Below are 21,524 nucleotides of genomic sequence, written 5' to 3' on the forward strand. Positions count from 1 at the left end.
CTGTGGGAGCGAGGGGTGAAGTCTGATCAAACTGCGATGATGCGGTTCTTCCCCTGACGCTTGGCCTCGTACATGGCCGCGTCGGCGCGGGAGAACAGGCTGTCGAGGGTCTGGTCTTCGGCGGTGATACCGGTCAGGCCCTGGCTGACGGTGATGCCGAAGTTTTGCTCGCCACAGCGGAACGCCAGGCGTTGAATTTCCCGTTGCAGACGTTCAGCGACCTGCAGCGCCATGTCCGGTGGGCAGCCTGGAAACACAGCGGCGAACTCTTCACCGCCGATCCGCCCGAACAAGTCACCGCGCCTGAGCACGCTACGTCCGCTCTCGGCGATCTTCTGCAATACCGTATCGCCTTCTTGATGGCCGTAGGTATCGTTGATCAACTTGAAATCATCGATGTCGAGCAGCAGGAACGCCATGGGGGTGCCTTGCAACCGTGCCTGCTCAAATTCACGATGGGCGCATTCGAAGAAGTGGCGGCGGTTGCTGCTCTGGGTCAGTACGTCGGTGGTCGCCAGGCGCTGAAGTTCGCTTTCGAGCAGCTTTTTCTCGGTGATGTCTTCGGCAATGCCGACGACGATCACCGGTTGGCCCGGATCAGCCTGACGGTTGATGAAGCATTTGTCGCTGAGCCAACGAATCTGGCCATCGGCGGCGATGATCCGGTACTCGCGATCTTCGACGGCGCCTTTGACCAGCACTTCCGCCAGGCTGCGCTCGGCGTAGTCCAGGTCGTCCGGGTAGATGGCGTCGCGCCATTCGTTGTAGTCGGCCAGCACCAGGCCCGCAGGCCGGCCGAAAATCCGCTCGTAAGCAGGGCTGACGTACAGTACTTGCCGGGTTTCCCAATTGAATGCCCACAGCACCGCGTTGACGCTGACCAACAGCGAACTGAACAGCTGCTCCCGCTCGCTCAGGCGCGCAACTTCGCCCTGGGCGTGCATCAGCGCCATGAGTGTCTGGGCCGCTTCGGGCCAATGCGGCTGGGATGAATCCTGTAGGTTCTTATCGACCATCGGCACAAATCTCAAGGAACGTGCATTGCTATGGATTTGCACGCGCTCACTCCAAAGCCCGCCAGGATGGCGAAGTGCTCTTGAGATATGGGATTGCTGGCGAAGTTCCTTTTCAGGCGACGAAGGGCGGGGGGATGACGGCTCCCAACCTGTGGCGAGGGGATTTATCCCCGTTGGGCTGCGCAGCAGCCCTGAAACCAGTTGCCTCGGTGTGTCAGAAATAACTACATCGCTGTCTTGGGGCTGCTACGCAACCCAACGGGGATAGATCCCCTCGCCACAACAACCTCCCCGCCGCGCACATCGGTGTCAGGCCGTGGCAGGGCGCAGCGAATAGGTCTTGAGCTGGTCGGCGAAGTCGCGCAGGGACTGGATGCCACTGGCTTCGGCTTCGTGGACCCATTCCTTGATGGCGGCGAGCATGTCGTGGCCGTTGCTGCTGGTCTTGACCCAAATCTGCTGCAAGGCCAGGCGTTTTTCGTAGATCACCTTCAGCGCCTGGCTATGCTCCAGCATGTTCTGGATACGCACATGGTGGCGGTCATCCAACAGGCTGGTTTCCCGGGACAGCAGGCGTTTGGCCCGATGGAACTGATGGCGGACCGAGTGATCGACCTTTTCCAGTTCCTGCTTGACCAGCGGCGCGATGACCAGCCGGCGATACTGGGCCATGATCTGGAAACGGTTGTTGAGGATCGCCATGGCGGTGTCCATGTCCAGATGGCCCTTGCCTTCGACCCGGTGGGCAATCGGCGCGACCCGCTGAACCTTCGCCAGGCGCAGGAAGCTGAAGACCTTGATCCAGGCCCAGCCCAGGTCGAATTCCCATTTGCGCACCGACAGCTTGGCCGAGTTGGGGTAGGTGTGGTGGTTGTTGTGCAGTTCTTCGCCGCCGATGAGGATGCCCCATGGCACCAGGTTGGTCGCCGCGTCGCGGCACTCGAAGTTGCGATAGCCCACGGCATGGCCCAGGCCATTGACCACGCCAGCGGCCCAGACAGGAATCCACATCATCTGGATGGCCCAGATGGTGATGCCGATGGTGCCGAAAAGCAGCAGGTCGATGACGCCCATGATCGCTACGCCCAACAACGGGAAACGGCTATAGAGGTTGCGTTCGATCCAGTCGTCGGGGCAATTCTTGCCGTAGATGCGCAGGGTTTCCAGGTTTTGCGCCTCGGCGCGGTACAGCTCGGCGCCTTTGCGCAGCACCGTGGACAAGCCTTTGACGACCGGGCTGTGAGGGTCATCCTCGGTTTCGCATTTGGCGTGGTGCTTGCGGTGGATGGCCGTCCACTCGCGGGTGTTCTGCGCCGTGGTCAGCCACAGCCAGAAGCGGAAGAAATGTTTGAGACCGGCGTTCAGTTCCAGGGAACGGTGAGCCGAATAACGGTGCAGGTAGACCGTGACGCTGATGATCGTCACGTGGGTCATCAGCAGGGTGACTGCCACCAGCGACCAGGGCGACAAGCCAAGAAAACCTTCGTACCACATAGGCTGTAGGGCCCTCGATAAAAATAGAAACTGCCGTTGCATTATCACCAGCCCGAGGGAGAAAACCAGTCGGCCTTTCAGATAAGAGTGGCAGGATGTTTCTTACTTTATAATCCCCGCAAATTACAGGGACATGGACGGCCGCATGACCAACTCTCAACGCACCGCCATGCACGGGGCATTGATTTACCTTCTGCTATCCGTTGCCTGGCTGCAGCTGGTTGGTTATTTACTGAGCAGTTTCTTCGATGATTCCGCCGACCGGCTTCGCTGGCAACTGGTCAACGGTTATGCCTGGGCGCTGGTCAGCGCCGTGCTGATTTTCATGGCTCGGGTGCGCATCGCGCGTGGTTTGCGCAGGGGCGAGGGCACTGTCGATCGTGAGCGATTGCGCCAGGCCGCCGCCGTCTTCGATTGCACCCGCGAAGGGGTCCTGGTCACGGACCGTCAAGGCCTGATCGTGCATGTCAACCCAGCGTTCATGGCGATCACCGGTTACGCCCGCGACGAGGTGCTGGGCCGTCAACCCAACCTGTTCAAGTCCGGCCGGCATGGCCCGGCGTTCTACCGGGAAATGTTCGCTTCGCTGTCCAGCCGTGGCGAATGGAGCGGCGAAATCTGGAACCGCCGCAAAAGCGGAGAGATTTATCCGCAATGGCAGACCATCCGTGCCGTTGTCGATGACGAGGGCGAAGTCAGTCAATACGTGGCGGTGTTTTCCGACATCAGTGCAATCAAGGATTCGGAGCATGAGCTGGCGCACCTGGCCCATCACGACCCGCTGACCGGCCTGCCCAATCGCCTGCTTTTTTGCGACCGCACCGAGCAAACCGTGGCTTCGGCGCAGCTTCACAAGCGTGGGTGCGCGCTGCTGCTGTTGGATCTCGACCACTTCAAGAACATTAACGATAGCCTCGGCCATGCCGTGGGAGATGAATTGCTCAAAAGCGTGGCCCAGCGCTTTCTCGGGTTGTTCGCGCCGGGCATCACCCTGGCCCGGCTAGGCGGCGATGAGTTCGCGGTGGTGGTGGAAAATTGTTCTCAGCCAGGGCAGGCGGCGGCCTTGGCCAGGCGCATCCTCGATGTATTGAAAGAGCCTTTGCAGCTCGGCGGACAGTCGCTGTTTATCAACGCCAGCATCGGTATCAGCCTGTTTCCCGGCGACGCTCTCAGTGCCGAGCAATTGCTGCGCAACGCCGATTCGGCACTGTTCAAGGCCAAGAGCAGTGGGCGCGATGGGTATGCCTTGTATACCGAAGAACTCACCACCCATGCCCAACAGCGGGTGGAGATCGGGTTCGAGCTGCGACGCGCGCTGCAGCAAGACGAACTGCGCGTGCATTACCAACCGGTACACGACCTGGCGACCAGCCGTCTGGTCGGGGTCGAGGCCCTGGTACGCTGGGAGCATCCCACGCGTGGGCTGGTGTCGCCGGCCGAGTTCATTCCCATCGCCGAGCGTACGGGGCTGATCGCCCAGATCGATGCCTGGGTCATGAAGCAGGCCTGTCGCCAGATGGGAGAGTGGCAGCAGGCCGGGGTGGTGCTGTCGTTCGTGGCGGTCAATGTCTCCAGCCGCTTGTTCGCACGTCGCGAATTGTATGAGCAAGTCGCCCGCGTGCTGCACGAGACCGGCCTTGACCCGGCCCTGCTCGAATTGGAAGTCACCGAAAGCGCAGTCATGGAAGACCCGGAAGTCGCGCTGGAACAAATGCACCGTTTGCGCGAATTAGGCGTGCGCCTGGCCATCGATGACTTCGGCACGGGTTATTCATCGCTGCTGCGGCTCAAGCGTTTGCCGGTGCAGAAACTGAAGATCGACCAGGGGTTTGTCGCCGGGTTGCCCTGGGATGAAGATGACGCGGCGATCGTTCGCGTGATCATCGCCCTGGCTCACAGCATGGGCATGCAGGTGCATGCCGAGGGCATTGAACAACAGGAGCAAGCGGCGTTTCTGCTGGGCCAGGCGTGTGAGCTGGGGCAGGGATATTGGTTTGGCCGGCCGGTGGCTGCGTCGCAGTTGGATTGGGATCGGGCGCCGGTGATTGCCTGATCACCAGTGGCATTGATGTTGACTGATACGCCGCCATCGCGAGCAGGCTCGCTCCCACATTGGATTGGCTTTGACCTTGAGATTCGTTTCGACACAGCACTCCAGTGGGAGCGAGCTTGCTCCGGGCGGCGATCCGACGATGGCGTCGGCTCAGCTTGCCTCGATGTCGGTCTATCCCTCAGCGCGCCGCCACCCCCTTCGTCTCCAAATGATAAATCTCCGAGGGTTTGGCAGGGAAAAGGACCCACGATCAGATCCATCGTAGGACGCCAAATTAGAGTTGGTATTTTGGTTATATAAAGATTCTTAAATAGTCTTTTTAAGAATATCCCGCTTTATCTAGTATTGCTCCCACGCCGCAAGCAGTGCCGCCCACTGCCAGGCATTCATACAAGGAGCAGCAGCATGAGCGCATCCCTACGTAGCGTTGACGGCCAGGACGAAGCAACCATCTTGCGCGAGATCCAGAGCGCATTGCGTGACCTGCGCTTTGGCGCGGTGGAAATCACGGTGCACAACGCGCAGGTGGTCCAGATCGAGCGCAAGGAAAAATTCCGCCTGCAGCAACCGAGTCAGAAACCGAGTTAAAGGATCGCCGCCTACGGCAGCTCCGACCGGGGGGCTGTGGCGTGGGCGCTGTCGCAGGCGGCTGATCCTTGCTGCAAGCCATCCGATTCCAGAAGCCATAAAAACCAGAATTCCAGGAGCTTTCACCATGTCGTCGATTCGCCGTTATGCCTTGGCCGCCCTGGCCAGCGCTGTTTTTGCAGGTTCCGCGGTTGCCAAGGATTACGAGCTGCTCAATGTGTCCTACGACCCGACCCGTGAGCTGTATCAAGAATACAACGCCGAATTCGCCAGTTTCTGGAAGAAGGCGCATCCGGATGACACGGTGAAGATCCAACAGTCCCACGGCGGCTCGGGCAAGCAAGGCCGGGCGGTGATCGATGGTCTGCGCGCCGACGTGGTGACCCTGGCCTTGGCCGGCGACATCGACGAAATCGCCAAGCTGGGCAAATCCCTGCCAGCGGACTGGCAAACACGCCTGCCAGATGCCAGCACGCCTTACACCTCGACCATCGTGTTCCTGGTGCGCAAGGGCAACCCCAAGGGCATCAAGGATTGGGGCGACCTGATCAAGGATGACGTGTCGGTCATCACACCGAACCCGAAAACCTCCGGCGGCGCTCGCTGGAACTTCCTCGCCGCTTGGGCCTATGGCTTGAAAGCCAACGGTGGCGACGAGGCCAAGGCCAAGGAATATGTGCAAGCGCTGTTCAAGCACGTGCCGATCCTGGACACCGGCGCCCGCGGTTCGACTATCACGTTCGTCAACAACGGCCAGGGCGATGTGTTGCTGGCTTGGGAAAACGAAGCCTTCCTGGCGCTGAAAGAAGACGGTGGCGCCGACAAGTTCGATATCGTCGTGCCGTCGCTGTCGATCCTCGCCGAACCGCCGGTGGCGATTGTGGACAAGAATGCCGAGAAAAAAGGTAATGCCGAGATCGCCCAGGCGTACCTCAAGCACCTGTACAGCCCGGCCGGCCAGGAAATTGCCGCGAAGAACTACTATCGCCCGCGTGACAAGGACGTGGCCGCCAAGTATTCCCGCCAGTTCCCGAAGGTGGAGCTGGTGACCATCGATAAGGACTTCGGCGGCTGGAAAACTGCCCAGCCGAAATTCTTCAACGATGGCGGTGTGTTCGACCAGATCTATCAGGCGCAGTAAGCTGCAATAGAGCGCATTTCATGTGGGAGCGAGCTTGCTCGCGAAGGCGGTCGTACAGTCAATATCAATGTTGCCTGATACACCGCTTTCGCGAGCAAGCTCGCTCCCACAGGCTCCGCACCCTGTGAGTCTCAACCAAGGACCTTTATGTCGCGTCGCATATCCCCCGTCATACCCGGCTTCGGGCTGACGCTGGGCTACACCCTGGTGTACCTCAGTCTGATTGTGCTCATACCCCTGGCGGCGATGTTCGTGCATGCCGCCCAACTCACCTGGGATCAGTTCTGGGCGATTATCTCGGCGCCGCGGGTGCTGGCTGCCTTGAAGCTCAGCTTCGGCACCGCGCTGTGTGCCGCGATCATCAACGGCGTCATCGGCACGCTGCTGGCTTGGGTGCTGGTGCGCTACACCTTCCCCGGCCGCAAGGTCATCGATGCGATGATCGACCTGCCCTTCGCCCTGCCCACCGCCGTGGCCGGTATCGCGCTGACGGCGTTGTATGCGCCGACCGGCCTGGTTGGCCAGTTCGCCACCGACCTGGGTTTCAAGATCGCCTACACCCCGCTGGGCATTACCCTGGCGCTGACCTTCGTGACGCTGCCGTTCGTAGTGCGCACGGTGCAACCGGTGCTGGCCGACATTCCCCGGGAAGTTGAAGAAGCCGCCGCGTGCCTCGGTGCGAAGCCGTGGCAGGTGTTCCGCCACATCCTGATGCCGGCGCTGTTGCCGGCCTGGTTGACCGGGTTCGCCCTGGCTTTCGCCCGTGGCGTGGGCGAGTACGGCTCGGTGATTTTCATCGCCGGCAACATGCCGATGAAAACCGAGATCCTGCCGCTGCTGATCATGGTCAAGCTCGACCAATACGACTACACCGGCGCCACTTCCATCGGCGTGCTGATGCTGGTGGTTTCCTTCGTCCTGTTGCTGCTGATCAACCTGCTGCAGCGGCGCATCGAAACCCCATAAGGAGGCGCGAATCATGTCCCAATCGTCTATTTCCGCCGCTTCCACCAACGCCGCCCGTCGCGGCAGCGCGACGTCGCGGCGCGTGCTGATTGGCCTCGGCTGGCTGATCTTTGCGCTGTTTCTGCTGCTGCCGTTGTTCATCGTCGTGTCCCAGGGCTTGAAGTCCGGCCTTGGGACGTTCTTCGCGGCAATCTTTGAGCCTGACGCCTTATCGGCGCTCAAACTTACGGTGTTCGCGGTGTTGATTTCGGTGCCGCTGAACCTGGTGTTCGGCGTGAGCGCCGCGTGGTGCGTGAGTAAATATTCATTCCGTGGCAAGAGCATGCTGGTGACGCTGATCGACCTGCCGTTCTCGGTGTCGCCAGTGATCGCGGGCCTGGTCTACGTGCTCATGTTCGGCGCCCAGGGGCTTTTCGGGCCGTGGCTGTCGGATCACGACATCCAGATCGTGTTTGCGCTGCCGGGCATCGTCCTGGCGACGATTTTCGTCACGGTGCCGTTCGTGGCCCGTGAGCTGATTCCGCTGATGCAGGAACAAGGCACCCAGGAAGAAGAGGCCGCGCGCCTGCTCGGCGCCAATGGCTGGCAGATGTTCTGGCATGTCACCGTGCCGAACATCAAGTGGGGCCTGATCTATGGCGTGGTGCTGTGTACCGCCCGGGCCATGGGCGAGTTCGGCGCGGTGTCGGTGGTGTCCGGGCACATTCGGGGGGTGACCAACACCCTGCCGCTGCACGTCGAGATCCTCTACAACGAATACAACCACGTGGCCGCGTTCGCCGTGGCGAGCCTGTTGCTGATCCTGGCGCTCTTCATCCTGCTGCTCAAGCAGTGGAGCGAAAACCGAATCAACCGCCTGCGCGCCAGCGCCGCGGAGGAATAAGTCATGTCGATCGAAGTCCGTAACGTCAGCAAGAATTTCAACGCCTTCCGGGCCCTGGACGACATCAGCCTGGACATCCAGAGCGGTGAGCTGGTGGCGCTGCTCGGGCCATCGGGTTGCGGCAAGACCACCTTGCTGCGGATCATTGCCGGCCTCGAGACGCCGGACCAGGGCAACATTGTTTTCCACGGCGAGGACGTGTCCGGCCACGATGTGCGCGATCGTAACGTCGGGTTCGTGTTCCAGCACTACGCCTTGTTCCGCCACATGACCGTGTTCGATAACGTCGCGTTCGGCCTGCGCATGAAGCCCAAGGGCCAGCGCCCGAGCGAAAGCCAGATCGCGACCAAGGTCCACGAATTGCTGAACATGGTGCAACTGGACTGGCTCGCCGACCGCTACCCCGAGCAGCTGTCCGGCGGCCAGCGCCAGCGTATCGCGTTGGCCCGCGCCCTGGCGGTGGAGCCCAAGGTATTACTGCTGGACGAACCATTTGGCGCCCTCGACGCCAAGGTCCGCAAGGAACTGCGCCGCTGGCTGGCGCGGCTGCACGAGGACATCAACCTGACGTCGGTGTTCGTCACCCACGACCAGGAAGAAGCCATGGAAGTCGCCGATCGGATCGTGGTGATGAACAAGGGCGTGATCGAGCAGATCGGCTCGCCGGGCGACGTTTACGAAAACCCGGCCAGCGACTTCGTGTATCACTTCCTCGGGGATTCGAACCGCCTGCACTTGGGTGAGGACCGGCATGTGCTGTTCCGTCCTCACGAAGTCTCGCTGTCGCGCTCGGAACTGGAAGACCACCACGCCGCCGAGGTGCGCGACATTCGTCCACTGGGCGCCACCACGCGGGTGACCCTGAAAGTGGAAGGCCAGAGCGAGCTGATCGAGGCCGAAGTGGTGAAGGACCACGACAGCCTGGTGGGGTTGGCGAAGGGCGAAACGTTGTTCTTCAAGCCGAAGGTCTGGCAGAAAGTCTCCAACCTTTAATATCAAAAACATCGCGAGCAAGCTCGCTCCCACAGGGATTTGTGTATGGCGCAGATCCAGTGTGGGAGCGAGCCTGCTCGCAAAAGCGCCCCGATCCGAATCTGAATAACCCCGCTAGGCCTTGCTTCGATTGGTTCTACTTTTAACCTTCCCCTGACCCAAACCCTACCTAGACTCTGACATGCCAGGAGGCAAGTGAGAGTCCATGACGGACCGGTGTTGTTGTCTCCTGGCGCCCTGATGCCAAGGAGAAAAAGCATGAGAATGGAAGTCAGTCGGCACGGCCCTTTCGGTTGTGCCTTGTTAAGCGTTCTGTTGAGTCCTTCTGCCAGCGCCGCCCCCACGTTGTCTCCCCAGATACCTTTCGATGTCACGGTCACCGAACCGGTTTCACTCTCCAGCCTGCAAGCCAATTTCGATGATTTGTCATGGCAGACCTTCATCGCTCTGAATTGGCCGGCCCTGGACAATGGCAACCCCAATACCGGCGTCACCATCGGAAAACAAGACGGGGCAACGGTTTGGGAAAGTTGGAAAGAGAGCTACCAGATTTTTCGTGCGAAAGGGCAGGCACCACTGCCTTGGAATGCGCCGGCGACCCTGCCTGAAGCGTGTAAGTCACTCAAGTCCGGCCGCCTGTTACAACAAATGGGTAAGGTGCCCGACGTGCTGGATGAATTTATCCAGCCCTTCGAGAGCGGTCCGCTGGTGGATCAGAACGGCGTGTATACGCGCAATGAAATCGTGGTCAACCAATCGATGTTCGACGGGATCGTAAACAACGGCCTGTACAGCATCGAAGGCCAGCAGCAGTTCTTCGCCGCGAACCCGAACAACACCGTGGCATTCAGCTGTGGTTCTACCAAGAGCCAGGAAGTCGGCGCGGTGATGGTGAAGGCGTCGTGGAAAGTGCTCGGTCCCAGCGACAAACGACAGGATTTCCATACGGTCGATGCCCTGGTCTACACGCCGGGCAACAGCGACCCGGGTAAAGGGCCGATCGTGGAGGAATCGTGCGTGTCCGAGCCGGTCGGGTTGGTGGGGTTGCACATGGTCCACAAAACCGCCAATGCGGCCCAATGGGTCTGGTCGACTTTCGAGCACGTAAAAAACGTTCCTGAAAAAACCACGCCCGTCGGACAGCGCACGGGCCCTTATCTGTTCTATAACGCCGATAGCCAGAGCGCCATCAATCAGCCTCCGCCACGGCCGTGGAACCCGGCGGTCAAGGCGACGCCTTCGCAAATCGTGCGGGAAGTGCCACTGACCGAGGCGACGAAGACGCTCAACGCCTCCTATCAAGCGCTGTTGCGTACGGCCAATCCACAAAGTGTCTGGGCGAACTATCAGCTGATCAGCACCCAGTGGCCTTCAGACCCGCCGAAGGATTGCCAGGTATCGGCCGCCAACCCGCTGGGTAGCCCAGCGCCGTCGTTCCTGGCCAACGCCACGCTGGAAACCTATATCCAGGGCACCGTTCCCCAGGCGTCCTCCAGCTGCATGGCGTGTCACGGCAATGCGGCGACCCATGTCACCGAATCGCCGCGCACCAGTTTTGCGGACTTCACCTATTTGCTCGAACGCGCACAGTCCACCAGTGGGCAAGGAGCCAAGCAATGAGTACCAATCTGGACAATTTCGTAGGCCTGTCGTCGGCCCTGATCGGCATTTCGGCCGATCGTCTGGCGCCGCAGATCGACCCGGTCGGTCTGCCGCCGATCTTTCTCGATTACGTGACTGCGCGCATTTCTTCTGACGTGCTCAACGCGTTGCTGACTCAGTACGCCACCCTGGCGGCCGACCATGTACCGCCCGACCAGATTGCCGAGCAAATACTGAAATTCAATATGCAGCCGACGATACCTGACACCGTGCTGGCGGCGCGCTCGATCATGAAGCTGTGGTTGCTAGGCGTCTGGTATCAGCCGTTCGATAGGCTGCCTTTCAAGAAGGACGATTCGGCGGTGGTATCCGACCAGGCCTACATCCACAGCTGGGCCTGGAAGATTGCCCAGGCCCACCCGATGGGCTACAGCGAATCGTTTTTTGGCTACTGGAACAGCACGCCCCCAAGCCTTGAGGATTTGACCGGCGTGCCCGCCAACGGACAGCAAGGAGCGTCGTCATGAGTACTGAACAAGCAGAAGTGGTGATCGTTGGCGCAGGTCTGGCCGGCAGCATTATTGCCTATCAGTTGGGCATGGCGGGTATTGAGGTATTGGTACTTGAATCGGGGCCAGAGATACCGGTCAATCGCGCTCAGTATCTGGAGCGTTTCTATACCGCGACGCTGAAGACCCCAGAGTCACCCTACCCCCCGAGCACAACGCTGGACCCACACCTCACCGGGCCGGCCAAGCTGAACGCTCCGCGAGCAACCATTGCCGACCTGCTCAATGACAACTGGAACAAACCGGCGGTCAGCTACCTGGTACAAAAAGGCCCGCTGCCCTTCACAAGTACTTATGAACGGGTAGGTGGCGGCACGACATGGCATTGGGTGGGCACCTGTCTGCGCATGGTGCCGAACGATTTTCGTCTGAGGTCGAAATATGGCGTCGGGGTGGACTGGCCGATTGGCTATGACGATCTGCAAAGCGCCTACTGCCGGGCGGAAGCGGAAATCGGGGTGTCTGCCAACGTTGCCGACCAAGCCTATCTGGGCATGACCTTTCCTGAAGGTTATGCGTTCCCGATGCACAGCATTCCGTTATCCCTGGTCGATGGCAGCTTTGTCGCCGCCGTCACGGGGCAGACGTTCGATAATTTGCCGCTGGTGGTCAGCCCGACGCCGGCCGGGCGCAACTCTCAGCCTTATGCCGGGCGCCGGGTATGCGCCGGTAACACCAACTGCACGCCGATCTGTCCGATCCAGGCCAAGTACGACGCCACCGTGACCATGAACAAGGCCTTGGCCACTGGCAAGGTCCGAGTGCTTTATCGGACCGTGGCCAGCAAGGTAACCGTTGGTGATGATCACAACGTAAGCGGCGTCGAGTTCATGCAGTATCAGTTGGAAGACGGTCCCAAGACCGGAACCGGCGTGGCCGTTGCAAAGCGCTATGTGATCGCCGCCCATGCGATCGAAACACCGAAACTGTTGCTCAACTCCAAGACTGACGTTTGGTCCAAGGGTGTCGCCAACAGCAGCGGGCAAGTAGGTCGCAGCCTGGCTGACCACCCCATTTATCTGGCCTGGGGGCTCATGCCCGAGGGCAAGGCGATCTTTCCTTATCGGGGACCGTTGTCGACGGCAGGCATCGAAAGCCTGCGCGACGGCGCCTTTCGCAGCGACCGCGCGGCGTGGCGCATCGAAATTGGTAACGAAGGGTGGAACTGGCCGGCCGGTGATCCCTACACAACGGTCGCCGACTTTATCGACGGGACGAATGTAGGGAAGACCAACCCGAGCAACAAACTGCTATCGGGAACGGCGCTGGTGCGCAAGCTCAACGACGTCTTCACCCGCCAGTTCCGGGTTGGCTTTTTGGTGGAGCAGGTGGAGAAAGATCCCGATCACTCCGAGAGTTATATCCAGCCCTCGACGGATAACCTCACGGATGGGCTCGGCATTGTTCGGCCGGAAATCCATTACGACCTCTCCGACTACACCAGGAAAGGTTTCCAGCAGGCGAAAATATTGGCGACGCACATCATTGAGGACCTGCTCGGTGGTACGGAACTGACGGACATCATCGGGCCTGGATGTTTCACTTACGATGGCGTGCCCTACAGCTTCCAGGGCGCCGGTCATTTGATGGGCACCTATCGCATGGGCGATGACCCCGCCAAGTCGGTCGTCGATAAACACCAGCGCAGTTGGGACCACAAGAACCTGTTCCTGGTGGGCGATGGCGTCTTCCCAAGTACCGGTACCTCGAACCCGAGTCTGACAATCGCCGCGCTGTCGTTCCAGGCCGGGGATACGTTGGCCAATGACCTGCGGGCGGTGACGATGCAGGTTCAATCCAACAAGGCCTGGCAGGGCACCGGTGTGCAGCTCAACGCCCAGGTTCCGCGTGTGGTCCGCTATGTCAGCGGCCAGTGGTGCGCCAGCAAAGAGGGTGGGATGGTGGATGGAAACGGTGGCTCGCGGCACATCACCTATTCCAGCTATACGTTGCCCGGCGCGGCTGAAGGTGCGTTGATCGGCCGGGTGGGCGACGGCGGGACGCCGTTTCTGATTGGTGATCGGGCGCAGCTACCCGTGAATCAACAGGGGGAGCTGCAACTGTGCATCAACGATGACTTGACGAGACAGCATGGCGCCGGCCTGACCGACAATGTTGGCGCGCTGACGATTCGGGTCGAGTTTGGAGCCCTGTAGCTTGATCGGTAAAACCTAGCTCTTGTGGGAGCGAGCCTGCTCGCGAATACGGTGCATCAGCTAACTCAAGGTTGACTGACAAACCGCTTCGCGAGCAGGCTCGCTCCCACAGAGTCGCCTTACCACCTGACAACATTGCGGTGTTTTCACGCCGTCGAACGTTGGTTGCGCAGGGCCACCGGACCTGCGCGCTCCTCAATGGCCTGCTTCAGATCGTTTCTGAGTCCCAGCAAAAAACCCGCCTCGACCACCACAAACAACGGCCCGACGATCAACCCGGTCAGGTCATCGACGAACGCCGGTTTGCGCCCTTCGTAGTAATGACCGACGAACTGAATCACCCAGCCCACCACGAACATGCCCAGGCCGCTGCCTAGCCACACCGTTGTGCTTTGTGCGGCGAGTACCTGGCCCAGCCAGACTGCTAGACCCAGCAGCACCGTCATCAACACACCCAGGCGCAACTCCAGGCGCAGATAGAACCAGGCACTCGCCATCGCCACCAGCAGCGCCGGGGAAACCAGGACCGCGCCAACCGGCCATCCGGGCCGGGACAACAGCACCGCGACGGCGATGAAGATCAGCGGAATCCCGATGAAATGACTGACGATGTTACGCGGGTCGCGGTGGTAGGCCGCGTATTGACTGAGGTGATCGACGAGGCTTTTCATTGTTGTTCCTCCTGAGGTGATGCCTGCATGATGAACAGGTTTCACCAGGCGCTCTGTCAGCTAGCCGACACTTGTCCCGGAGTTTGCATGAATACCCATCCCTGGCACTCGCATTTGATGGTCGGTCACTGGTACAGCCATCTGCCTGCTGAGTTACAGCATAGCCTGCTGGACATGTCGCGAGTGCGTCGCCTGCCGCCCGGCCAGCGGCTGTTCCAGCGCGGCGATGCACCGTGCGGCCTGTACGCGGTGCTCGAAGGCGCGGTGCGTATCGGCGCGGTCAGCGAGCAGGGCAAGGAAGCGCTGCTGAGCGTGGTGGAGGCGCCGCATTGGTTCGGTGAAATCTGCCTGTTCGATGGACAACCGCGGACCCATGATGCGGTGGGCGTCGGCCAATGTACATTGCTGCATCTGCCACAGGCTGCGCTGTTGGCTTTTCTTGAAGCACAACCCGTTTATTGGCGTCATCTTGCCTTGTTGATGAGCCACAAACTGCGCCTGACCTTCATCAACCTTGAACACCTGAGCCTGATGCCCGCCCCGGCCCGCGTGGCCCACCGCTTGCTGATGATCGCCGAAGGCTACGGCGAAATCGAACCGGCGCGCCGGGTCTTGCCACTGCCCCAGGAGCAACTGGCGATGATGCTTTCCCTGTCGCGCCAGACCACCAACCAGATCCTCAAGGATTTGCAGGGGCAGGGCATTGTTCACCTCAGTTATGGTGAGATCGAAATCCTCGACATCGAACGGTTGCGAGCCCTGACCACAATCTGAAACCGACCTGGACCCTGTGGGAGCGAGCTTGCTCGCGCAGACGTCAGGTCAGTCGACATCGATAGTGACTGATACACCGCCATCGCGAGCAAGCTCGCTCCCACAGGGGCTTGGTGTTGTCGCAGCTATTGCGGTCACACCGCTTCCCATGTGTGAGCGAGCTTGCTCGCGATAGGGCTCGCCCCGGCGCTGAAAATGTTCAGCGCAACCCATCCCGAAACTGGCCCGGCGTCATGCCTGTCCAGCGCTTGAACGCGCGGCTGAAGCTGCTGGTGTCGGCGAAACCCAGCAGATAGCTGACCTCGCTCAGCGAGCACTGCGGATCGCGCAGATGCAGCAGCGCCAGATTCTCCCGGCATTCATTGAGCAGCGCATCGAAGCGGCAGCCTTCGTCGGCCAGGTGTCGCTGCAGGCTGCGCAGGCTCAGATGCATGGTTTGGGCGATGCGTTCGGCGCTGGGTTCGCCTTCGGGCAACTGGGCTTCGATGGCGGCGCGGACCTTGCGTTCCCAAGTCAGCGGCTGAAGCTGGGCGAGGGTGCGCTTGAGCACGGTTTCGTTGTGTTCGGCCAGCTCCGGGTTCGCGTCGTCCAGGTGGCTGTCGAAATCCAGGAGGTTGAATTCCAGGCAATCCTGGCCGGCGTCGAAATGCACCGGTGCGCGAAAAACCTTGTGCCATGGGCTCGGGTCCAGCGGTTCCGGGCGGCGCAGGTAGACGGCCAGCGGTGCGTAGTCGCGACCCAGCCGGTTGCGGCAGGTGCGCACGTAGATCGCGGCAAACGCGTCGATGGCCTCGAAGGCGGGAGCGGGGCGTCCCGCCGGTACATCGAGGCTGAAGCGATAACGGTCATCGCCGCGGCTCAGCTGCAAGGTCAGCGCATCGCTGACCACCGGGTGATACCGCACGATCCGCTCGAACACTTCACGCAAGCTGCCGCTGGCTACCAGGGCGTAGCCCAGTGCATGGAACGTGGTGGGGCTGACGAAGCGCGACACCCGCAAGCCGATCGCCGGATCGCCGCTGGCCTGCACCGCCAGCGTCCACAGGCGCGTGGTGGCCGAGAGCGGGTAGCGGGCGTTCGGGTCGTCCATCAACACCGGGTCCAGGCCCGCCTTCACGCACAGGGCTTGGCTGTCCAGGCCCAGTGCATCGAGCTGTTTGCGCAGGGCGCGGGTCCAGCTGGCGAGGGAAGTGGGTTCGGTCATGACAATTGGCGCTTGCGGTCAACAGGTTGGCGTTTACGGCTACCACCCGATGGGACAACGCCCGGCAGGATGAGCACATCGTTAACAGAGGATGTAAGCCATGCACGGCACTTGCGCAAGCCCCGAGCGATTGAATGCACAACAGCGAGCCGCCCACATTCGCCAGGTTGTCCTGGCCCGAGGTGAGGAATTGCGTCGGCGCTACCCGATCCTGCAGCACCAGGACGCGTTGGGCGCAGGCATCCTGGCGTTCGCCCTGGCCGGGATGATCGGCTCGGCGCTGCTCTACATCAACGGTCACCTGGCCGGTTGGGCTTGCCTGCTGCTCAACGCGTTTTTCGCCTCGCTGACCCACGAGTTGGAACATGACCTGATCCACAGCATGTACTTTCGCAAGCAGCGCGTGCCCCATAACGTGATGATGGGCCTGGTGTGGCTGGCGCGGCCCAGCACCATCAACCCGTGGATCCGCCGTCATCTGCACCTCAACCATCACAAGGTGTCCGGCAGCGAAGCGGACCTGGAAGAGCGGGCGATTACCAACGGTGAGCCGTGGGGATTGGCGCGTTTGCTGATGGTGGGTGACAACGTGATGTCGGCGTTCATCCGCCTCCTGCGAGCCAAGACCTGGGCGCACAAGCGCAGCATCCTCAAGCGTACGCTGAAGGTGTACTTCCCACTGGCACTGCTGCATTGGGGCGCCTGGTACGTGTTCCTTGGTTTTCATGGGGCCAACGCTGTGGCCGGGCTACTGGGCGCTTCCATCGACTGGTCGGCCAATACCCTGGCGACGATGCACATCATCGACATCGCCGCCGTGGTGATCATCGGCCCGAATGTGCTGCGCACCTTTTGCCTGCATTTCATCAGTTCGAACATGCATTACTACGGCGACATCGAGCCGGGCAATGTCATCCAGCAGACCCAAGTGTTGAACCCCTGGTGGCTGTGGCCGTTACAGGCGTTCTGCTTCAACTTCGGCAGCAGCCATGGCATTCATCATTTCGTGGTGAAGGAGCCGTTCTACATCCGGCAGATGACGGTGCCGGTGGCTCATGAAGTGATGCGGGAGATGGGCGTGCGGTTCAACGATTTCGGCACGTTCGGGCGGGCGAATCGGTTTGCCGGTGAGGAAGGCGTTGTGAGGGAAGAGGCGAAGGCCGTTCAGGCCTAAGAGCAAAGAGATAACTGTTGTGGCGAGGGGATTTATCCCCTCGCCACAGGGGCATCTTTCAGGCCAGACAGATGCGTCTGGCTTGGAGGGTGGGTCAGAACTGATAACTCACAGTAGCCGCCACATTGCGCTCTTCGCCCATGTAGCAGAAGTTCAGGCTGGCGCACGAGGCGACGTAGGTTTCGTTGGTCAGGTTGTTCGCGTTCAGGCGCACGTCCACGCCCTTCAAGCCGACCTTGCCCAGGTCATACCCCACCGACGCATCGAACAACGTGTAGGACGGCACCTTCATGGTGTTCTCCGCATCGACCCAACTGTAGCCGACATAACGCACGCCGCCGCCCAGTCGCAAGCCATCGAGCGTGCCGCTGTCGAACTTGTAGTCCGCCCACACCGAGGCCATGTGGCGCGGGGCCTGGGTCGGTGAGTTGCCTTTGTTTTCGATGATGTTGGTCGGGGTGCTCAGAGTGCTGACCATCGACTTCGAATATTCGATGTCGGTGAAGGTGTAGCTGCCCAGCACTTTGAACTGCTCGGTCAACTGTACGTGCGCTTCCAGTTCCAGCCCTTGGGAACGAACGGCGCCGACGGCGCGATAGAAATTTTCCTGGGGCAGCTTGGTCGCGAGGTTTTCTTGATCGATGCGGAACAGCGAGGCGGTGTACAGATCATCGGTGCCTGGCGGTTGGTACTTCAAGCCCAATTCCCACTGCTTGCCGTCGGTGGGCGCCAGTGGATTGCCAGCGCTGTCGGCGTAGGAGTTGGGGTTGAACGACTCCGAGTAGCTGATGTACGGGGCCAGGCCGTTGTCGAACAGGTACAGCGCTCCGACGCGGCCGGTGAGCTTGGTGCGCTTGTCATTGATCTCGGTGCCTTCAGGGCGACCAGCTTCGGCGATGCGGTTTTCATCCGAAGTTTCGACCCAGTCCTGGCGCAGGCCCAGGGAGAAGCGCCACTTGTCCATTTCGATCAGGTCTTGCAGATAGACACCGGTTTGCTCCAGGCGTCGCACGTAGCTGGTCGCGCTGACGTTGGTGATCGCCGAGTTTCCGTAGACCGGGTCGAAGGCGTTGATCGGGGCGAGGCTGCCGCTGGTCCAGTCGACCACGGTCTTGCGCCGCTGGTAGTCCGCGCCCATCAGCACGGTGTGCTTGGTCGCGCCGGTGAAAAATTCGGCCTGCAGCATGTTGTCGACGATGAACGAATGCAGCTTTTCATCGGCGCCGGTGTAGTAACGGTTCAACTCGTTGCTGGTGGGGCTGGTCCAGCCGAAGGCATAGATCTGATTGTTGGTGACGTCGGAGTCCAGGTAGCGGAAGTTTTGCCGGGCGGTGAAGACATCGTTGAAACGGTGTTCGAATTGATAACCGAACGACTGCTGATCACGTTCGTAAACGTCGACGCCGGGCTCGCCTTCGAAGAAATTTTCCGAGATCCGCCGACCGTTGCGCGGGTGCAGTGCGCCGTCGGCCGGTACGCCGCCATGGTAGCCGCCGTCGGGTTCGTGCTGCAGGTAGGCTTGCAGGGTCAGCGAGGTGTTCTCGGTGAAGTCGATGCTGATGGTGGGCGCCAGGGTGAAGCGCTTTTCTTTGTTGTGATCGAACTGGGTATCGGAGGTGTCCGCCAGGCCGATCAGGCGATAGGCGATGCGTTTTTCATCGTCCACCGGCCCGCTGAAGTCGAAGCCCACGCCGCGCTGGCCCTGGGTGCCGACAGTGGCCTGGACCTGATGGTAGGCCTCATAAAGCGGCTTTTTGCTGGTAAGCGCCACCAGGCCGCCCGGAGAACTGCGGCCATACAGCACCGACGACGGGCCCTTGAGGATGTCGACGCGCTCGAGAAAGTACGGGTCGACCTGCATGGAACTGTAGGTGCCGCTGTCGCCCATGGACTTGAGGCCGTCGAGGTAGATGTTATCCACCGAGCCGTCGTTGAAGCCGCGCATGGCCACGTAATCGTAGCGATGGGTCGCACCGTAGGGGTTGGTCAGCACGCCGGGGGTGTAGCGCATCGCCTGGGATACGGTCTGCGCGCCCTGGTCGTCCATTTGCTCGCGCGTCACCACCGATACGCTTTGTGAAGTCTCTCGCAGGGCGGTACTGGTCTTGGTCGCGACTTGGCTGTGGGTGGCGTTGTAGCCCGCCATGCTGCCCAAGGCGTTACCCAGGGCGAAGGCCTTGACGTCAGTGGTCGGCAGCGCCAGTGCACTGTCCCCGGCCTGGGCCTGCAACACGTAGCCGCTGCCTTCCTGGCCGACCGCAATCAGCCCCGAACCGCTGAGCAACTGGTCCAAGGCCTGGTCCGCCGAGTAGTCACCTTTGAGCCCAGGCGACTGGCGGCCAGCGGTTTGCTCGGGGGTGCTCGCCAGGGTAATCCCGGCCTGGCGCGCGAACTGATTCAGCACCTCGTTCAACGGGCCTGCCGCGATGTTGTAGCTCTGACGGCTGGCCGTGACGCCGTCCTGCGCGGCGACAGCGAGCATCGGCACGGCGCTGACGCCCAGCGCGGTGCTCAGCAGTGCGGCGTGGACGGCTTGGCGCAAAGGGCTGGTTTGCGAGGAACAGCCGAAGGAGGTCTTGAGGGTTACGCGCTCAGTCATTTTGGGTTTCCGTTGGAGTCGCTGAAGGCAGATAAGCGTTGCTTACTGTCCTAGCCGGACGCCCTCGCAAAACCCGCCAAAAAAAATCAGGCCGCACGTTCCACCGTGACCCACCAGCGGGTTCGATAATGCAGCTGCACGGGCAGCGTGCGGGGGAGCACGGCCAGCATCTTGTCGATGTCATCCAGGCGGAAGACTCCGGACAAGCGCAGGTCCGCGGCCGAGGCGGCGCATCTCAGACAGCCCCGGCGGTAGCGGCCGACCTCGCTGAGGAAGTCTTCCAGGCGCATGTTGCGCGTCACGATCAAGCCGTCCGCCCAGGCGCCGGCGTCCATGTCCAGGGGCGGCGCCAGGGTCGCTGTCGATGAACTGACGAGGTAGCTTTGCCCTGCCTCCACGTGGATCGGCGCGCCCTCGCTGTTGCGATGTGAGCGAATGGCGACCCGGCCGCTGGTGACGCTCAGGCGCGTGCAGCCGCTGTCCTGGCGCACGACGAAGCGCCCTTCCAGTCCTTCGAACAGACCCTCTCGGCTTTTCACCAGCAGCGGGCGTCCTGGGTCTCGGCCACAGGTGACCATGATTTCGCCGCGGGTCAACGTGATCAGACGCTGGCTGGCGGTATAGTCGAGGTCGGCGGCGCTGCGGGTGTTGAGTTCAAGTCGTGTACCGTCCGGCAATTGGAAACCGCGTCGTTCGCCCGTGGCAGTGGCGAAGTCGGCACGCCACGGCTGCCAGCCTAGGTCCTTGCCCAGCCATGCGGCGGCGCCCACCACGGCGACGCCGGACAACAATTTCAGGGCCTGGCGTCGACCGAGGCGCTGGGCGCTGGCCTCCAGGGTGTCGAGGGCAATATGAGCACTGGGCACGGCGCGCAGGTTGGAGGTGAGTTCGCTGTGCAGCGATTGCACCCGTTGCCAAGCCAATTCGTGATCGTGATGGGCGATGCGCCAGGCGTCGCACTGTTGGCGAAGGATCGGATTGGCGGCATGGTTGCGCAGGCGCAGCAGCCAATGGATCGCTTGCTTGACCACCAGTTGCGAAGGACCTCGACCGCGCGATGGCGGGTCGATCGGCTCAATCTTCATAGCGCAGCACGTAGCAGTGGTACAGCGCATCGGCGACGTACCGCTCCACCGACCGTAGCGAGATGCCCATTTGCTCGGCGATCTGCTTGTGGGTCATGCCGTCACACTGTGCAAGCAGGAACGCCCTGCGTACTTTCGGCTTGAGGCCGTCGAGCATGCGGGAAATGCCCTCCAACAGTTCGAGGATCAGGGCTTGGGCTTCGGCACTTGGGATCTGGGCCTGCGGCAGATGCGCGATGGTTTCGAGGTAGGCGCGTTCGATTTCTTCCCGGCGCCAGTGATCGATCACCAAGCCCTGCGCGATGGTGCGCAGGAAGGCGCGCGGTGCCGTGAGTTCCAGGCGTTCGGTGCGTTGCAGCAGGCGCACGAAGGTGTCCTGGGCCAGGTCAGCCGCATCGGCGGCGTTGCCCAGTCGGTGGCGCAGCCATGTATGGAGCCAGCCGTGATGGCTGCAATAAAGCGCCTGTACTGCTAACTGGGGGGAGGACATGAGCGCAATAGCCTGATATCACAAATGATAATAGGTCGCATTGTCATAAGCGTTCATCAAATTTGC

Annotated in this window: 18 protein-coding genes; 11 read left to right on the forward strand and 7 right to left on the reverse strand. The window is 61.1% G+C overall.

Features of this window, described 5'->3' with window-relative positions; translation table 11 throughout:
- Nucleotides 1-26: 26 nt before the first annotated feature.
- Both J3Q04_RS01035 and desA read right to left on the reverse strand, forming a co-directional pair.
- Entirely contained in the window at nt 27-1,016 is a 990-nt protein-coding gene (locus J3Q04_RS01035) for a GGDEF domain-containing protein (protein WP_420767751.1), read from the reverse strand.
- A gap of 309 nt (nt 1,017-1,325) precedes the next feature.
- Nucleotides 1,326-2,510 (reverse strand): delta-9 fatty acid desaturase DesA, encoded by a 1,185-nt coding sequence (desA, locus tag J3Q04_RS01040; RefSeq protein WP_434608469.1) that lies wholly within the window; start codon nt 2,508-2,510, stop codon nt 1,326-1,328.
- Between the two features lie 145 nt (nt 2,511-2,655).
- On the opposite strand from desA, the gene dibA reads away from it, so the two are divergent.
- The 9 genes from dibA (at nt 2,656) to J3Q04_RS01085 (ending at nt 13,461) form a co-directional block, all read left to right on the forward strand.
- Complete coding sequence (gene dibA / locus J3Q04_RS01045) at nt 2,656-4,563, forward strand: phosphodiesterase DibA (RefSeq protein ID WP_434608467.1); 1,908 nt, start codon at nt 2,656-2,658, stop codon at nt 4,561-4,563.
- Between the two features lie 405 nt (nt 4,564-4,968).
- Entirely contained in the window at nt 4,969-5,151 is a 183-nt protein-coding gene (gene oscA / locus J3Q04_RS01050) for a sulfur starvation response protein OscA (RefSeq protein WP_030138496.1), read from the forward strand.
- A gap of 127 nt (nt 5,152-5,278) precedes the next feature.
- Nucleotides 5,279-6,292, forward strand: coding sequence for a sulfate ABC transporter substrate-binding protein (locus J3Q04_RS01055; RefSeq protein ID WP_434608465.1), 1,014 nt, complete (start codon nt 5,279-5,281; stop codon nt 6,290-6,292).
- A gap of 147 nt (nt 6,293-6,439) precedes the next feature.
- Nucleotides 6,440-7,258: a sulfate ABC transporter permease subunit CysT gene (gene cysT, locus J3Q04_RS01060; protein ID WP_434608463.1), complete on the forward strand. Its 819-nt coding sequence runs from the start codon at nt 6,440-6,442 to the stop codon at nt 7,256-7,258.
- A 13-nt stretch (nt 7,259-7,271) separates the two neighbouring features.
- Nucleotides 7,272-8,141: a sulfate ABC transporter permease subunit CysW gene (gene cysW, locus J3Q04_RS01065; RefSeq protein WP_420767760.1), complete on the forward strand. Its 870-nt coding sequence runs from the start codon at nt 7,272-7,274 to the stop codon at nt 8,139-8,141.
- A gap of 3 nt (nt 8,142-8,144) precedes the next feature.
- The gene (locus tag J3Q04_RS01070) at nt 8,145-9,134 is read left to right on the forward strand and encodes a sulfate/molybdate ABC transporter ATP-binding protein (protein WP_181290574.1); all 990 of its coding nucleotides are present in this window, start codon (nt 8,145-8,147) and stop codon (nt 9,132-9,134) included.
- Between the two features lie 258 nt (nt 9,135-9,392).
- A complete protein-coding gene (locus tag J3Q04_RS01075) occupies nt 9,393-10,754 on the forward strand; it encodes a cytochrome C (RefSeq protein WP_434561326.1) in 1,362 nt (453 codons plus the stop codon).
- A complete protein-coding gene (locus tag J3Q04_RS01080) occupies nt 10,751-11,263 on the forward strand; it encodes a sorbitol dehydrogenase (RefSeq protein WP_434608459.1) in 513 nt (170 codons plus the stop codon). The genes J3Q04_RS01075 and J3Q04_RS01080 overlap by 4 nt, the downstream gene beginning before the upstream one ends.
- Complete coding sequence (locus tag J3Q04_RS01085; RefSeq protein WP_434608457.1) at nt 11,260-13,461, forward strand: GMC family oxidoreductase; 2,202 nt, start codon at nt 11,260-11,262, stop codon at nt 13,459-13,461. Before J3Q04_RS01080 ends, J3Q04_RS01085 begins: the two co-directional genes overlap by 4 nt.
- Nucleotides 13,462-13,607: 146 nt before the next feature.
- On the opposite strand, the gene J3Q04_RS01090 is transcribed toward J3Q04_RS01085, so the two are convergent.
- The gene (locus tag J3Q04_RS01090) at nt 13,608-14,132 is read right to left on the reverse strand and encodes a DUF962 domain-containing protein (protein ID WP_434608455.1); all 525 of its coding nucleotides are present in this window, start codon (nt 14,130-14,132) and stop codon (nt 13,608-13,610) included.
- A gap of 87 nt (nt 14,133-14,219) precedes the next feature.
- Between J3Q04_RS01090 and J3Q04_RS01095 the strand changes: the two genes are divergently transcribed.
- The gene (locus J3Q04_RS01095; protein WP_434561318.1) at nt 14,220-14,906 is read left to right on the forward strand and encodes a Crp/Fnr family transcriptional regulator; all 687 of its coding nucleotides are present in this window, start codon (nt 14,220-14,222) and stop codon (nt 14,904-14,906) included.
- A 199-nt stretch (nt 14,907-15,105) separates the two neighbouring features.
- On the opposite strand, the gene J3Q04_RS01100 is transcribed toward J3Q04_RS01095, so the two are convergent.
- Nucleotides 15,106-16,110: an AraC family transcriptional regulator gene (locus J3Q04_RS01100; RefSeq protein WP_434608453.1), complete on the reverse strand. Its 1,005-nt coding sequence runs from the start codon at nt 16,108-16,110 to the stop codon at nt 15,106-15,108.
- Between the two features lie 100 nt (nt 16,111-16,210).
- On the opposite strand from J3Q04_RS01100, the gene J3Q04_RS01105 reads away from it, so the two are divergent.
- The gene (locus J3Q04_RS01105; protein WP_420767766.1) at nt 16,211-17,284 is read left to right on the forward strand and encodes a fatty acid desaturase; all 1,074 of its coding nucleotides are present in this window, start codon (nt 16,211-16,213) and stop codon (nt 17,282-17,284) included.
- Between the two features lie 94 nt (nt 17,285-17,378).
- On the opposite strand, the gene J3Q04_RS01110 is transcribed toward J3Q04_RS01105, so the two are convergent.
- The 3 genes from J3Q04_RS01110 to J3Q04_RS01120 all read right to left on the reverse strand — a co-directional run bounded on the left by J3Q04_RS01110 (nt 17,379) and on the right by J3Q04_RS01120 (nt 21,458).
- Nucleotides 17,379-19,883: a TonB-dependent siderophore receptor gene (locus J3Q04_RS01110; protein WP_434608451.1), complete on the reverse strand. Its 2,505-nt coding sequence runs from the start codon at nt 19,881-19,883 to the stop codon at nt 17,379-17,381.
- Between the two features lie 86 nt (nt 19,884-19,969).
- Nucleotides 19,970-20,968 (reverse strand): FecR domain-containing protein, encoded by a 999-nt coding sequence (locus J3Q04_RS01115; RefSeq protein ID WP_434608449.1) that lies wholly within the window; start codon nt 20,966-20,968, stop codon nt 19,970-19,972.
- Complete coding sequence (locus J3Q04_RS01120; protein WP_420767769.1) at nt 20,958-21,458, reverse strand: sigma-70 family RNA polymerase sigma factor; 501 nt, start codon at nt 21,456-21,458, stop codon at nt 20,958-20,960. Before J3Q04_RS01120 ends, J3Q04_RS01115 begins: the two co-directional genes overlap by 11 nt.
- Between the last annotated feature and the right edge of the window lie 66 nt (nt 21,459-21,524).

The organism is Pseudomonas sp. D4-21, from assembly GCF_051132125.1.
Classification (GTDB): domain Bacteria; phylum Pseudomonadota; class Gammaproteobacteria; order Pseudomonadales; family Pseudomonadaceae; genus Aquipseudomonas.